Origin of the sequence: Bradyrhizobium sp. SEMIA, assembly GCF_014844175.1 — a bacterium.
Classification (GTDB): domain Bacteria; phylum Pseudomonadota; class Alphaproteobacteria; order Rhizobiales; family Xanthobacteraceae; genus Bradyrhizobium; species Bradyrhizobium arachidis.
Window position 1 is genome coordinate 101,013 of the sequence record NZ_CP046601.1, and the last position, 13,476, is coordinate 114,488.

Here is a 13,476-nt window from a genome sequence, read left to right on the forward strand (position 1 = left end):
AAAACGATTCGCGCGCCCCCGAAGCGTATCACGGCACCAGTTTGTAGCCACCGGCTTCCGTGACCAGGATCTCCGGGTTCGCGGCGTCCTTCTCGATCTTCTGGCGCAGACGGTAGATGTGGGTTTCCAGCGTGTGCGTAGTGACGCCGGAATTGTAGCCCCAGACCTCCTGGAGCAGGGTCTCGCGCGAGACCGGCATCTGGCCTGCCCGGTAGAGGAAGCGGAGGATGGCGGTTTCCTTTTCCGTCAGCCGCACCTTGCGGGCATTGGCCGCGGTCAGCATTTTCGAGCCGGGACGGAAGGAGTAGGGGCCGACCGAGAACACCGCGTCCTCGCTGGCCTCGTGCTGCCGAAGCTGGGCACGGATACGGGCCAGCAGCACGGCGAAACGGAAGGGCTTTGCGACGTAGTCGTTGGCGCCGGATTCCAGCCCCAAAATCGTATCGGAATCGGTGTCATGCCCGGTCAGCATGATGATTGGGGCCTTGAAGCCGCCCTTGCGCAAGGAGCGGACCACCTCGCGGCCGTCGGTGTCGGGCAGGCCGACATCCATCAGGACCAGATCGGGGGAATTGGCCTTTGCGGCGCTTGCACCCTTGGCGCCGGTATCGACGGCGGAGGCTTCGAATTCTTCGTGCAGCGATAATTGCTCCACCAACGTATCGCGCAGATCGGTATCGTCATCCACGATCAGGATCTTGCGGGCATTGGCCATAGGGGGTCATCCTTTTGGAGTCCGGCTCAGCGCGCATACATGCTGCACCCAGCCGCGAGGGAAAGTTAGGGGTCGCCGTTATTATTGTTGTTCGTGTTGAAGTAGTGGGCTGTTGCCGATTCTCAAGCCAGAACCACTCTAACGCAGAATAGCAGGGCGATTTGATGAATGTCCTGTAATGAATTCGACATTGCACGGTCACATGAAAAACAAAGCTATATCAGCTAGTTACACCCGAAATCGGAGCGCCGGACCGCTGCCTGCGATCCGCGTTAGGCCTGCCGCCGGGAATCCACGCCGGGGCTGGTTGACCGCCGGCGCGCTGACAATTCCGGTGGCGCTGGGGCGGGGCGGCATTCTCGCCAACAAGCGCGAGGGCGACGGCGGCACCCCCAGGGGCAGTTTCCGTCCCAGGCAATTGTGGTGGCGCGCCGACCGGCACAGCCGTCCCAAGACCTTCCTTCCGGCCAGGACCATCACCGGCGCGGACGCCTGGTGCGAAGATCCTGTCGATCGCCATTACAACCAGTGGATCCGGCGCGGGCAGGGCGAGGGCGGCGACCGTCTCAAGCGAGACGACCATCTCTACGACTTCATCATCGAGATCGACCACAACACAAGGCCGCGCATCGCCGGCCGCGGCAGCGCCGTCTTCCTCCACCTGGCGCGCGACAATTTCGGGCCGACAGCAGGCTGCGTCTCCATGACCAAGGCGGCGATGCTGCAATTGCTGCGACGGCTCGGACCCAAAACAAAAATCATCATCGGGTGAGGGCACATGCTCGGCAAGGATCACATCGCCACAGCTTCCAACGTCCTGGTCAAGCATTGGCGCGACGGCACCAAGCTCGGCGCGCTGGAGACGAGTTTGCGGCCGCAGAGCCGCGCTGACGGCTATGCCATCCAGGCCGCGCTCGAAACGCAGTCGCTCGGAAAACTTTTCGGCTGGAAGATCGCAGCAACCAGCGAGGCCGGCCAGAAGCACATCAACGTCGCGGGGCCGCTGGCCGGTCGTATCATGAGCGACACGGTGATCGCCGACGGCGGCACCGCGTCGATGAAGGGTAACGAGATGCGCGTCGGCGAACCTGAATTCGCCTTTCGCATGGGACACGACCTGCCGCCACGTGCCGCGTCCTACAGCGTCGACGAGGTGCTTGCGGCCGTCGAGAGCTTGCATCCTGCGATCGAGATTCCCGATTCGCGCTTTGCCGATTTCGCCAGCGCCGGCGAAGCGCAGCTCATCGCCGACAATGCCTGCGCGCATCTGTTCGTGCTGGGCGCGGCGACATCGGCGAACTGGCGCGCGATCGATCTCGTCGACGAGCGGCCGCAGATCACGCTGCGCGGCCAGCACTACACCGGCCACGGCAAGAACGTGCTCGGCGACCCCCGCGTTGCGCTCGCCTGGCTCGCCAATGAGCTGCGCGGGCTCGGCATCACCTTGCGGGCAGGGGAGGTGGTGACCACAGGCACCTGCCATCCGCCGCTGCCGATCCAGGCCGGCGATTATTTTGCGGTGGATTTTGGTGTGCTGGGGAAGGTGTCGGTGGGGTTTGCGTAGGTAGCACACCCACTGTCGTCCCTGCGAAAGCAGGGACCCATAACCCCAGGGAGGGGCGTGGCGCGAGTTGGCAACCACGAGTCTTCGCCAAACTGCTCCCTGTGGTTATGGGTCCCGGATCTGCGCTCCGCTTCGCTGCGCTTGTCCGGGACGACAAAGACTACCTGTGCCCGAAGATCGCGCTCCCCACCCGCACATGGGTGGCGCCCAGCATGATGGCTGTCGCAAAATCCGCGCTCATGCCCATCGACAGGTTCTTCAATCCATTTCGCGCGGCGATCTTCGCGGTCAGCGCAAAATGCGCCGCCGGCGGCTCGTCCACCGGCGGGATGCACATCAGGCCGGAGATCGTCAGCCCATAGGTGTCGCGGCAGCTCGCGAGGAAGGCGTCGGCCTCGCCGGGGGCGATGCCCGCCTTCTGCGGCTCCTCGCCGGTGTTGATCTGGACGAACAGCTGCGGGTGCTTTTTCTGGGATTCGATTTCCTTGGCTAACGCTTGGCAAATGCTCGGGCGGTCAACCGAATGGATGGCGTCGAACAGCGCAACGGCCTCTTTCGCCTTGTTAGATTGCAGCGGCCCGATCAGGTGCAGCGCGATATCGAGGTAAACAGACGTTAACGCCGGCCACTTGCCCTTGGCCTCCTGCACGCGATTCTCGCCAAATACGCGCTGTCCGGCGTCGATGACCGGTGTAATTGCATCCGCGGCGAACGTCTTCGACACCGCGATCAGCGTCACCGAGGCGCGATCGCGCTGCGCATCCTTGCAGGCGCGTGCAATCTCGGCTTCGACCGCGGCGAGCGCGCTTGGTGAATCGCCGGTTACCGGCGCGTCGTTGTGTTCTGTCATGACGTCGATTGACCGTGAACGTACGGGAGGTAAGTCCAATTTTACCGAGTTCAAGAAAGAGTTTTTGAACCCTTCGCTTTACCTTGCCCGCGGGGTGGGCAGCGAAGATGGCAAACGTCAGTTTCAACCGCAAACGAGCGAAACTCAAGCAGGTTCTCGGGATCCGGGCGCGGCTCGCCTTGCTCGCGGTGATTCTGGTGACGCCCTTGATGTTCGAGCGCATCCGCTCGCTCGAAGACACGCGCGCCAAGCAGATCGCGCAGGCTGCGGCCGAATTCACCACCATTGCCAGGCACAGCGCCGATGCGCAGCGCGAGGTGATCTCGTCGGTCGAGACCATCCTGAAATCGGAAGCCTTCATCCGCGCCTCCGCCGGCGGCATCAGCAAGAGCTGCGACGTGCTGCGCGCGAGCCTACCGTCGAACCTTCCCTGGATCCGCACGCTCTTGATCGCCGGCCAGGACGGCCGCATCCAGTGCGCCACCAACAACATGTATGTCGGCCTCGACCTCAGTGACCGGCCCTACTTCCAGCAGGCGCAGGAAACCGGCCGCTTCGTGCTGAGCGACTTCATCCTGTCGCGGCCGGTGCCATCGCCGACCGTGATGGCCGTCTATCCGGTGTCCGCCTTCAGCGGCGTCACGGATGCCGTCGTGCTCGCCACCGTCAACCTCGACTGGATGTCGAAGGTCATGAGCAATCTCGGCGGCCGCGCCGGCATCACCGCGGTGCTGGTCGATAGCGCCGGCACGGTGCTGGCCGCGCCCGCCGACCAGCATAGCGCGGTCGGCCGCCCCCTCGACAACATGCCGCTGATGTCGGCGATCGCCGACAAGGCATTGCGGTCGGACCAGGACGAAGGCTCGCTGTCCTTTCTCGCCGCCGACGGCTCGCGCCGCGCGGTCAGCTACATCCGCATTGCCGGCACCAATGCCCGCCTGATCGCCAGCATCGACGAGGACAAGGTGTCCGCGGCGGTCAGCCGCGACATCCGCACCGCCTATCTTCAGCTCGCTTTCGTCGTGGTGTTCGTCCTACTCGGCGCGCTGATCGCGGCCGAGAAGCTGGTGATCAAGCCGATCGAGATGCTGGCCGACATGGCCAAGCGCCTCGGCGAAGGCGACCTCTCGGCGCGCGCCGCGCGCAACCGATTGCCCGCCGAGTTCGTGCCGCTGGCCCGCGCCTTCAACGCGATGGCGGCGCAGCTCAGCCAGCGCGAGCGCGAGCTGATCGCGAGCAACGACCGCCTGACCGTGATGGCCTCGATCGACATGCTGTCGGGCCTCGCCAACCGCCGCGGCTTTCAGAGCCGGCTCGATTTCGAATGGATGCGCGCGCAGCAATATGGCAGCGAGCTCGCGCTGCTGATGATCGACGTCGACCACTTCAAGCTCTTCAACGACACCTATGGCCATCTCGAAGGGGATTCCTGCCTGACCAGGCTCGGCGAATCGCTGTCCGGCATCGCCGCTGATACGATGGGATTTGCAGCCCGCTATGGTGGCGAGGAGTTCTGCCTGCTGTTGCCGAACACCGACGTGAACCGCGCCGTCGAGATCGGCGAGCAGGTGCGCGCGGCCGTGCTGAAGCTGTGCCTGCCGCACATCACCTCCAGCCACATGATCGTCACCGTCTCGATCGGCGTTGCCGCGACCAAGCCGAACGAGGCCTTGCGTCCCGGCGATCTCATCGAAGCCGCCGATGCCGCGCTCTACGCCGCAAAACACCGCGGCCGCAACAACGTCGTCGAGCACGGCGTGCAGGTGATCGACGCCGGCGGCGCACAGATGATGATAGCCGCCAGCGCCTAGCCGGCAGCGCCGGCGCGATCGAGCTCGATCTCCGTCACCACGCGATTGCGGCCGCCGCCCTTGGCGAGATAGAGCGCGCGGTCGCAGCGCTCGATCAGATCAGTGATCGCTTCGCCGGCCCGGTACTGCGCAACGCCAATCGACACGCTGATGCCGGGCAGGGTCTCGCCGGTCGAGCGGCGCGTGATCGTGCATTCGGCGATCGCGCGCCTGATGCGCTCGGCGAGCTCGGCACAGGTGGCGAGGTCGGCGTCCGGCAGCACCGCGATCAGCTCCTCGCCGCCATAGCGCGCCGGCAGATCCTGCGGGCGGACCTTTTCGCGCAACACTTTTGCCATCAGCCGCAGCACCTGGTCGCCGACGCCGTGACCAAAATTGTCGTTGAAGGTCTTGAAGTGATCGATGTCGAGCAGGAGCACGCTGAGCGGCTCACCCCAATCCGCGGTCGCCTGCGCCTTGCGCAGGAATTCGTCGAGCGCGTGGCGGTTGGCGAGCCCCGTCAGCGTGTCGGTCCGGGCGCGCTCCTCGGACCGCGACAGCGAATCGCGGATCACGTCGAGCTCGCGGGTCTTTTCGGCAAAGCCGGCCTCGAGCCGCGTCGCCCTGGTCGCGGCCCGCGCCAGCTCGTTCATGAGCTGGGCGACCAGCACCTTCGGATCGACGCCGGCCTTGCCCTGGTCCGCAACTTCGCTGATCGCCTGCATCTGGGAATGATTATCGGCGATCGCGGTCGTCAGAAACTCCCTCGCCGTACCCATCAGCGTATGCAGCCGCTCGGACGTGTCGGCGACGACGGCGCTCACCTGTGGCGCGACATAGGTCTCGAACAGATCCAGATTGGTCCTGCTGTCGAAAGGCCGGTTGTGGTCGATCAGGAGATCGATGGCGTTGCGCAGATCGTCATGGCTGCCCGCGAAATATTGGAACCAGACGGCAAAATTGATCGGCGTCGGCGGAATCTGCTGTTCGGCCATGGCCCGCATCGCCCGTCCGGCGATGGACGCGGCATAGTCGTAATCGGGATCGTCGAAGCTGGAATCCATCGCGGCATCTGGGCCTTAGCAGGCCGCAACCTCGCACCGAGCCCTTAATCACCCCCCAACGAGGGCTCAGTACTTATGCGGATGCCGCTGGCCAAAGTTCCAAATCGCGGCAACCCATTGACCCCCTGAGGACTTCTATGGCCTAGTCCGCCGTCTTTAGACGGCCGAATCCAAGAAAACCAACGATTCCATGACCTCCGAACGCTACAACGCCCGCGACGCCGAACCGCGCTGGCAACGCCAATGGGACGAACAAGCGATCTTCGTCTCGAAGAACGACGATTCGCGGCCGAAATACTACGTCCTCGAGATGTTCCCCTACCCGTCCGGACGCATCCATATCGGTCATGTCCGCAACTACACGCTCGGCGACGTGCTGGCCCGCTTCATGCGCGCCAGGGGCTACAACGTGCTGCACCCGATGGGCTGGGACGCGTTCGGCCTGCCGGCCGAGAACGCCGCCATCGAACGCAAGGTCGCGCCGAAGTCCTGGACCTACGACAACATCGCCGCGATGAAGAAGCAGCTCCGCTCGATCGGGCTGTCGCTGGACTGGTCACGCGAATTCGCGACCTGCGACCCCAGCTACTACAAGCATCAGCAGAAGATGTTCTTGGACATGCTCGCCGCGGGCCTCGCCGAGCGCGAGAAGCGCAAGCTCAACTGGGATCCGGTCGACATGACCGTGCTCGCCAACGAGCAGGTGATCGACGGCCGCGGCTGGCGCTCGGGCGCAATTGTCGAGCAGCGCGAGATGAGCCAGTGGGTCTTCAAGATCACGAAGTACTCGCAGGAGCTTCTGTCCGCGCTGGACGGGCTCGACCGCTGGCCCGACAAGGTGCGGCTGATGCAGCGCAACTGGATCGGCCGCTCCGAGGGCCTCTTGATCCGCTTCGCGCTGGATCAGGCGACGACACCTGCCGGCGAGAGCGAGCTGAAGATTTTCACGACGCGCCCCGACACGCTGTTCGGCGCGAAATTCATGGCGATCTCGTCGGATCATCCGCTGGCGCAGGCCGCTGCCGCGAAGAACCCGAAGCTTGCGGAATTCATCTCCGACATCAAGAAGATCGGCACCGCGCAATCGATCATCGACACCGCGGAGAAGCAGGGTTTTGACACCGGCATCCGCGCGGTGCACCCGTTCGATCCCTCCTGGAAGCTGCCGGTCTATGTCGCGAATTTCGTGCTGATGGAGTACGGCACCGGCGCGATCTTCGGCTGCCCGGCGCACGACCAGCGCGACCTCGACTTCGTCAACAAATACAATCTCGGCAACACGCCGGTCGTTTGCCCCGAAGGCCAGGACCCGAAATCATTCGTCATCACCGACACCGCCTATGACGGTGACGGCCGCATGATCAATTCGCGCTTCCTCGACGGCATGACCATCGATCAGGCCAAGGAAGAGGTGGCGAAGCGTCTGGAGAGCGAGCTGCGCGGCAATGCGCCGGTAGGCGAGCGCCAGGTCAATTTCCGCCTGCGCGACTGGGGCATTTCGCGCCAGCGCTATTGGGGCTGCCCGATTCCCGTCATCCATTGCCCGAAATGCGATGTGGTGCCGGTGCCGGACGACCAGTTGCCGGTGGTGCTGCCGGAGGATGTGAGCTTCGACAAGCCGGGCAACGCGCTCGACCATCATCCGACCTGGAAGCACGTCACCTGCCCGAAATGCGGCGGCAAGGCGCAACGCGAAACCGACACCATGGACACCTTCGTGGATTCGTCCTGGTACTTTGCGCGCTTCACGGATCCCTGGAACGAGAACGCGCCGACGACGCCTGCGGTCGCCAACCGGATGCTGCCGGTCGACCAGTATATCGGCGGCGTCGAGCACGCGATCCTGCATCTGCTCTACAGCCGCTTCTTCACCCGCGCGATGAAGGCGACCGGCCACATCGCGCTGGACGAGCCGTTCGCCGGCATGTTCACGCAGGGCATGGTGGTGCACGAGACCTACCAGACGGCCGACGGCACCTACGTGCAGCCGGCCGAGGTGAAGATCGAGGTCGGCGCTAATGGCAGGCGCGCGACGCTGCTGGCATCAGGCGACGACATCACGATCGGCCCGATCGAGAAGATGTCGAAGTCGAAGAAGAACACGGTCGATCCGGACGACATCATCGAAACCTACGGCGCCGACGTCGCCCGCTGGTTCATGCTGTCGGACTCCCCGCCCGACCGCGACGTGATCTGGAGCGACGAGCGCGTCCAGGGCGCCTCGCGCTTCGTGCAGCGGCTGTGGCGGCTGGTGAACGACTCCGTGGATCTCGGCAAGGCCGCGCCGGCGGATCGGCCCGCCTCCTTCGGCCCTGACGCGACCGCCTTGCGCAAGGCGGCCCATGGTGCGCTGGACAAGATCACCACCGGCATCGAACGGCTGCACTTCAACGTATGCCTCGCCCATATCCGCGAGTTCACGAATGCGTTTTCGGAGGTGCTGCAGCGTCCCGGCCAGCCGGCCCCTGATTTGGCCTGGGCGATCCGGGAGGCGAGCCAGATCCTGGTCCAGCTGTTCTCCCCGATGATGCCGCACCTGGCCGAGGAGTGCTGGCAGGTCCTGGGTCACTCCAGGCTGGTTTCAGAGGCCAATTGGCCGCAAATCGAACGCGATTTGCTGGTTGAAGACAGCGTGACCCTGGTGGTCCAGGTCAACGGCAAGAAGCGGGGCGAGGTCACAGTTGCAACAGCGGCCCAGAATCCGGAAATCGAGGCTGCCGTTTTGGCCCTCGATGCGGTAAAGCTGGCCCTGGACGGCAAGCCCGTCCGCAAGGTGATCATCGTCCCCAAGAGGATCGTGAATGTTGTCGGCTAGGATCCGTATCGCAGCCCGCTTGGTGGCGGTTGCCGCTCTGGCGGCGCTGACGGCCGGCTGCTTCCAGCCGATGTATGCCGAGCGTACCGACGGCACCCCCGGCCTGCGCGAAAAGCTGATGGGGGTCGAGCTTCCGCCGATCGCCAAGCCGAACGCCTCCCGCGAGGCCCGTGTCGGGGTCGAGGTCCGCAACGCCCTGGCCTTCAAGCTCTACGGCACCGCCACCGGCATGCCGCCGACCCACCGCCTCGACATCCGCTTCACTTCCAGCAAGTCGTCGCTGCTGGTCGATCCCAATACGGCCCTGCCGACCAGCGAAAACTACGGGATCGACGCCCAGTACAACCTGATCGAAGTCGCCACCGGCAAGTCGGTGATGACCGGCACCACGTTCTCGCGCGTGTCCTACGACATGCCGGGCTCTTATCAGCGCTTCGCCCGCAACCGCGCCGTGCGCGACGCCGAGGATCGCGCCGCCAACGAGATCGCCGAGAACATCACGACCCGGCTGGCCGCGTTCTTCACCGCGGGTACGTAAAACCCTTCCGTCATTCCGGGGCACGCGAAGCGTGAACCCGGAATCTCGATCCCCAACCTCTGGATTCCGGGCTCGCGCGTCGCGCGCCCCGGAATGACGCCGTTGAGGCAACATGGTCGCGCTGCGCGGAAAAGAGATCGATGCCTTCCTCGCCCGTCCCGATGCGGGCCGTCCGATCATCCTGCTCTATGGACCTGACGCCGGCCTCGTGCGCGAGCGCGCCGATGCGCTGATCGCCTCGGCGGTCGATGATCCCAACGATCCCTTCTCGCTGGTCAAGCTCGACGGCGACGAGCTCTCCGCCGAGCCGTCGCGCCTGGTCGATGAAGCCATGACCGTGCCGCTGTTCGGCGGCCGCCGCGCCATCCGCATCCGCGCCGGCTCGCGCAGCTTTGCCAGCGGCGTCGACACGCTTGCGGACATGAGCGTGAAGGATTGCCGCATCGTGATCGAGGCCGGCGAGCTGCGCCCCGAGTCGCCGCTGCGCAAGGCCTGCGAGAAGGCCAAGACCGCGGTGGCGATCGGCTGCTATCCCGACACCGAGCGCGACCTCGCAAAACTGATGGAAGACGAGCTCCGCATCGCCAATCTGCGCATCACGCAGGATGCCCGCGCCGCGCTGATGTCCTTCCTCGGTGGCGACCGCCAGGCCTCGCGCAACGAGCTGCGCAAGCTCACGCTCTATGCTCATGGCAAGGGCGAGATCACGCTGGATGATGTGATGTCCGTGGTCGCCGATGCGTCCGAACTGAAGCTCGATCCGATAGTCGACGGCGCCTTCGCCGGCCGGCCCGATATCGTCGAGACCGAATTCGCAAAAGCCATGATCGCCGGCACCTATCCCGGCGTAATCATCTCGGCCGCGCAGCGCCAGGCGGCGTGGCTGCACAAATCCGCGCTCGCGATCGCCGACGGACAGCCTGCCTCCGCGGTGCTCGACGGCGGCTATCCGCGGCTGCATTTTTCGCGCAAGCCCATGGTCGAAACGGCACTGCGCAATTTCAGCGTGGCGCGGCTTACCGCCGTGATCGAGCAACTCGCGACCGCCGCGCTCGACACCCGCAAGCAATCGACCCTCGCCGCCGCCATCGCCCAGCGCACACTGATGGCGATTGCCGCGAACGCGAAGCGGCGGGGCTGAGATCTCCACTCTTACTGCCGTCATTGCGAGCGAAGCGAAGCAATCCAGAGTCCCTCCGCGGGGAGATTCTGGATTGCTTCGTTGCGCTCGCAATGACGATGTGGAAACCGATGCGCCGCAATAACGCAGCGAAACGTCAGATCCGTCATCCTGAGGTGCGAGCCGCGTGGCGCAACGCGGCGCGCGGAGAGCCTCGAAGGATGAACGGCCCCGATGCAGCCGGGCCGTCGCCCTTCGAGGGACGCTGAAGAAGCGGCCACCTCAGGGGGACGGTGATAGAGAGTGGGTACGTCTACAGCACGCCCTTGGCGAGCCGCTTCATCACCTCGTCGAGCTGATCGAGGTTGCGGTAGTTGACCTGGACCGAGCCGCCGGGGTCGCGATGGTTGACGGTGACCTTGAGACCGAGCGCGTCACTGACGCGCTTCTCCAGATCGATGGTGTCGGGGTCCTTTTCCTTGCCACCGGTCGAGCGCGCCTTCTGCGGCTTGCGCTCGGGCACGCCCTCTTCATGCGCGAGCGCCTCGGCCTGGCGGACGTTGAGACCTTCCTCGACGATGCGCTTGGCGGCCGCAAGCGGATCGGGCACACCGATCAGCGCGCGGGCATGGCCGGCGGTCAGATCGCCGCTGGTGATCAGGGCCTGCACCTCGGTCGGCAGTTTTGTCAGCCGCATCATGTTGGCGATGTGGCTGCGGCTCTTGCCGACGACCTTTGCGATGTCGTCCTGGCTGCGCTTGAACTCGTTGGCGAGCGCGTGATAGCCGAGCGCCTCTTCCATCGGGTTGAGATCTTCGCGCTGCACGTTCTCGACGATCGCGAACTCCAGCGCATCGCTGTCGCTGATGTCGACCGGCACGATCGGCACTTCATGCAGGCCCGCCATCTGCGAAGCGCGCCAGCGCCGCTCGCCGGCGATGATCTCGTAGCGGTCCTGAGCGCCCTTCACCGGCCGCACCACGATCGGCTGGATCACGCCGTGCTGCTTGATGGACTCGGAGAGCTCCTTCAACTCGGTGTCCGAAAAGGTGCGGCGCGGGTTGCGCGGATTGGCCTTGAGGAATTCGATCGGTACCTTGCGCTGCGTGCGCGGACGGTCGACGTGCTGAGCCTCGCCGCCGACATCACCGATCAGACTCGCAAGACCCCGGCCCAATCGCGAACGCGCTTCGTCGGCCATTGCCAACTCCCTTGGATTCACGGTGCAGCACTCCAGAACTGAATTTCGAATCGTAGGGTGGGCAAAGCGAAGCGTGCCCACCGGTTGGTCATGTGCGGAAGATGGTGGGCACGGCGAAGACGCCTTTGCCCACCCTACGGCACCGTCAATGTGTGACGCGCAGCTCGCGCTCGCGCTGGATCACCTCGGTGGCGAGCCGCAAGTAAGCTTCGCTGCCGACGCATTTGAGATCGTAGACCAGCACCGGCTTGCCGTAGGACGGCGCCTCGGAGATGCGCACGTTGCGCGGGATCATGGTCTTGTAGACCTTCTCGCCCATGAACTGGCGGACGTCGGCGACGACCTGGTTCGAGAGGTTGTTGCGCGAGTCGAACATGGTCAGCACGATGCCGTGGATCGACAGGCTCGGGTTGAGCGTCGAGCGCACCTGCTCCACCGTCTGCAGCAATTGCGACAGACCTTCGAGCGCGAAGAACTCGCACTGCAGCGGCACCAGGATCGCGTCGGATGCCGCCATCGCGTTGACCGTGAGCAGGTTGAGCGAGGGCGGACAGTCGATCAGCACATAGGTGTAGTCGGCGTCCGGCGAGACATTGTTGTTGAGCGCGCCGATCGCGTCGCGCAGCTTGAAGGCGCGGCCGGGCGTGGTGCCGAGCTCGAGTTCGAGGCCGGAGAGATCCATGGTCGAGGGCGCGATGTGCAGCCGCGGCACCGCGGTCGAGACCACCGCTTCACGCAAGCTCGCTTCGCCGATCAGCACGTCATAGGTCGAGCAGCTTCGGTTGCGGCGGTCGATGCCGAGGCCGGTGGAGGCGTTGCCCTGCGGATCGAGATCGACGATCAGGACACGCTCGCCAATCGCGGCGAGTGCCGTGCCGAGATTGATCGCTGTGGTTGTTTTTCCCACACCGCCCTTCTGATTCGCCAGCGCCAGGATGCGCGGGTGGCCCTGCGGGACTTCTGCGGTCTGTTCTTGCTGCGGCTCGTCAATCACGGTCATCGCAAATTCCCCACTCAACCCCTGAACGTTTCACCCGCGCCGTTCAACTGAAGTCAGCTCGACGATCCAGCCGTCCCCAGTCCGGCTTTGGTAGAGTCGCGGCTCAATATTCCAATATTTAGCGGCTTCGGTCAATTCAGCCTCTACATCTTGACCCTTGAGAAATAGCGCCTTTGCGCCCTGGCGCATCAGCGGCTCCGCAAAGCCGATGAGTTGATGTAGCGGAGCCAGCGCACGCGCGGTGACGCAATCGACGGGGCCAGTGATTCTATCCACATTATCCCCGATCTCAGCGAGATGTACGACCCCCGGAGATGCGGTGACGCGAATTGCTTCACGCAAAAACGCGGCCTTCTTGGCGATTCGCTCGACGAGATGGACGCTCGTACCCGGCGTCCCCGCCATGGTGCAGGCGAGCACCACGCCGGGAAAGCCGCCGCCGCTGCCGAGATCGGCCCAGCGCCTTGCGGTCGGCGCCAGATCGACCAGTTGAAGCGAATCGGCGATGTGCCGCGTCCAGACGTTCGGTAGGGTCGAGGGCGCGACCAGATTGGTCTTGGCCTGCCATTCGCGCAGCAGCGCGATGTAGCGATCGAGCCGGTCCTCGGTTTCACGTGAAACGGAAGCGAGCTTCAGCGCGGCAATCTTGTCGGCGGCGATGACGGCGTCGAGCGATTGATCGTTCGCGCTGGCCTTGTCGATCTTCGGTTTGGCCTGCGCCGAGTCGGATCGGCGAGCGGCGCCCTCACCCGCTCCGGGTCGTCGGGATAGCGGTCTGTCCCCGCCCGGTCCGCGCTGTTTCACGTGAAACGCCTATAC

12 protein-coding genes are annotated in these 13,476 nt (G+C 64.6%); 6 read left to right on the forward strand and 6 right to left on the reverse strand.

The features are described from left to right. Positions 1-28 precede the first annotated feature (28 nt). Positions 29-715 carry a response regulator transcription factor gene (locus tag FOM02_RS00530; RefSeq protein ID WP_008142830.1) on the reverse strand — a complete coding sequence of 229 codons (687 nt, stop codon included), beginning with the start codon at positions 713-715 and terminating at the stop codon, positions 29-31. 202 nt (positions 716-917) lie between these two features. On the opposite strand from FOM02_RS00530, the gene FOM02_RS00535 reads away from it, so the two are divergent. Together FOM02_RS00535 and FOM02_RS00540 are read left to right on the forward strand one after the other, a co-directional pair. After that, a complete protein-coding gene (locus FOM02_RS00535; protein ID WP_027561700.1) occupies positions 918-1,487 on the forward strand; it encodes a L,D-transpeptidase family protein in 570 nt (189 codons plus the stop codon). 6 nt (positions 1,488-1,493) lie between these two features. Next, complete coding sequence (locus tag FOM02_RS00540) at positions 1,494-2,279, forward strand: 2-keto-4-pentenoate hydratase (RefSeq protein ID WP_027561699.1); 786 nt, start codon at positions 1,494-1,496, stop codon at positions 2,277-2,279. 160 nt (positions 2,280-2,439) lie between these two features. Here the strand turns inward: FOM02_RS00540 and FOM02_RS00545 are convergent, their stop codons facing one another. Continuing rightward, a complete protein-coding gene (locus FOM02_RS00545) occupies positions 2,440-3,129 on the reverse strand; it encodes a YggS family pyridoxal phosphate-dependent enzyme (protein ID WP_092211609.1) in 690 nt (229 codons plus the stop codon). A gap of 107 nt (positions 3,130-3,236) precedes the next feature. Between FOM02_RS00545 and FOM02_RS00550 the strand changes: the two genes are divergently transcribed. Beyond that, entirely contained in the window at positions 3,237-4,940 is a 1,704-nt protein-coding gene (locus FOM02_RS00550; RefSeq protein WP_027561697.1) for a diguanylate cyclase domain-containing protein, read from the forward strand. Here the strand turns inward: FOM02_RS00550 and FOM02_RS00555 are convergent. Continuing rightward, positions 4,937-5,983 (reverse strand): GGDEF domain-containing protein, encoded by a 1,047-nt coding sequence (locus FOM02_RS00555; RefSeq protein WP_027561696.1) that lies wholly within the window; start codon positions 5,981-5,983, stop codon positions 4,937-4,939. The two genes, FOM02_RS00550 and FOM02_RS00555, sit on opposite strands and share 4 nt — an antisense overlap. 190 nt (positions 5,984-6,173) lie before the next feature. Here FOM02_RS00555 and leuS point away from each other — a divergent pair, with 190 nt between their 5' ends. From leuS to holA, 3 genes are all read left to right on the forward strand, one after another. Next, on the forward strand, positions 6,174-8,798 hold the full coding sequence (gene leuS / locus FOM02_RS00560; protein WP_027561695.1) for a leucine--tRNA ligase: 2,625 nt from the start codon (positions 6,174-6,176) through the stop codon (positions 8,796-8,798). Next, positions 8,785-9,336 (forward strand): LPS assembly lipoprotein LptE, encoded by a 552-nt coding sequence (gene lptE, locus FOM02_RS00565; protein ID WP_027561694.1) that lies wholly within the window; start codon positions 8,785-8,787, stop codon positions 9,334-9,336. Before leuS ends, lptE begins: the two co-directional genes overlap by 14 nt. A 112-nt stretch (positions 9,337-9,448) precedes the next feature. Continuing rightward, on the forward strand, positions 9,449-10,477 hold the full coding sequence (holA, locus tag FOM02_RS00570) for a DNA polymerase III subunit delta (protein ID WP_027561693.1): 1,029 nt from the start codon (positions 9,449-9,451) through the stop codon (positions 10,475-10,477). Positions 10,478-10,769: 292 nt separating this feature from the next. Here the strand turns inward: holA and FOM02_RS00575 are convergent, their stop codons facing one another. The 3 genes from FOM02_RS00575 to rsmG all read right to left on the reverse strand — a co-directional run bounded on the left by FOM02_RS00575 (position 10,770) and on the right by rsmG (position 13,461). Then, on the reverse strand, positions 10,770-11,657 hold the full coding sequence (locus FOM02_RS00575) for a ParB/RepB/Spo0J family partition protein (protein ID WP_027561692.1): 888 nt from the start codon (positions 11,655-11,657) through the stop codon (positions 10,770-10,772). Positions 11,658-11,802: 145 nt separating this feature from the next. Continuing rightward, positions 11,803-12,657 carry a ParA family protein gene (locus tag FOM02_RS00580; protein WP_027561691.1) on the reverse strand — a complete coding sequence of 285 codons (855 nt, stop codon included), beginning with the start codon at positions 12,655-12,657 and terminating at the stop codon, positions 11,803-11,805. Between the two features lie 30 nt (positions 12,658-12,687). After that, entirely contained in the window at positions 12,688-13,461 is a 774-nt protein-coding gene (rsmG, locus tag FOM02_RS00585) for a 16S rRNA (guanine(527)-N(7))-methyltransferase RsmG (RefSeq protein ID WP_027561690.1), read from the reverse strand. Positions 13,462-13,476: the final 15 nt, after the last annotated feature.

Coding starts and splice junctions, on each gene's coding strand:
- FOM02_RS00530 (WP_008142830.1), bottom strand. CDS start 715: ATGGCCAATGCCCGCAAGATCCTGATCGTGGATGACGATACCGATCTG.
- FOM02_RS00535 (WP_027561700.1), top strand. CDS start 918: ATGAAAAACAAAGCTATATCAGCTAGTTACACCCGAAATCGGAGCGCC.
- FOM02_RS00540 (WP_027561699.1), top strand. CDS start 1,494: ATGCTCGGCAAGGATCACATCGCCACAGCTTCCAACGTCCTGGTCAAG.
- FOM02_RS00545 (WP_092211609.1), bottom strand. CDS start 3,129: ATGACAGAACACAACGACGCGCCGGTAACCGGCGATTCACCAAGCGCG.
- FOM02_RS00550 (WP_027561697.1), top strand. CDS start 3,237: ATGGCAAACGTCAGTTTCAACCGCAAACGAGCGAAACTCAAGCAGGTT.
- FOM02_RS00555 (WP_027561696.1), bottom strand. CDS start 5,983: ATGGATTCCAGCTTCGACGATCCCGATTACGACTATGCCGCGTCCATC.
- leuS (WP_027561695.1), top strand. CDS start 6,174: ATGACCTCCGAACGCTACAACGCCCGCGACGCCGAACCGCGCTGGCAA.
- lptE (WP_027561694.1), top strand. CDS start 8,785: ATGTTGTCGGCTAGGATCCGTATCGCAGCCCGCTTGGTGGCGGTTGCC.
- holA (WP_027561693.1), top strand. CDS start 9,449: ATGGTCGCGCTGCGCGGAAAAGAGATCGATGCCTTCCTCGCCCGTCCC.
- FOM02_RS00575 (WP_027561692.1), bottom strand. CDS start 11,657: ATGGCCGACGAAGCGCGTTCGCGATTGGGCCGGGGTCTTGCGAGTCTG.
- FOM02_RS00580 (WP_027561691.1), bottom strand. CDS start 12,657: ATGACCGTGATTGACGAGCCGCAGCAAGAACAGACCGCAGAAGTCCCG.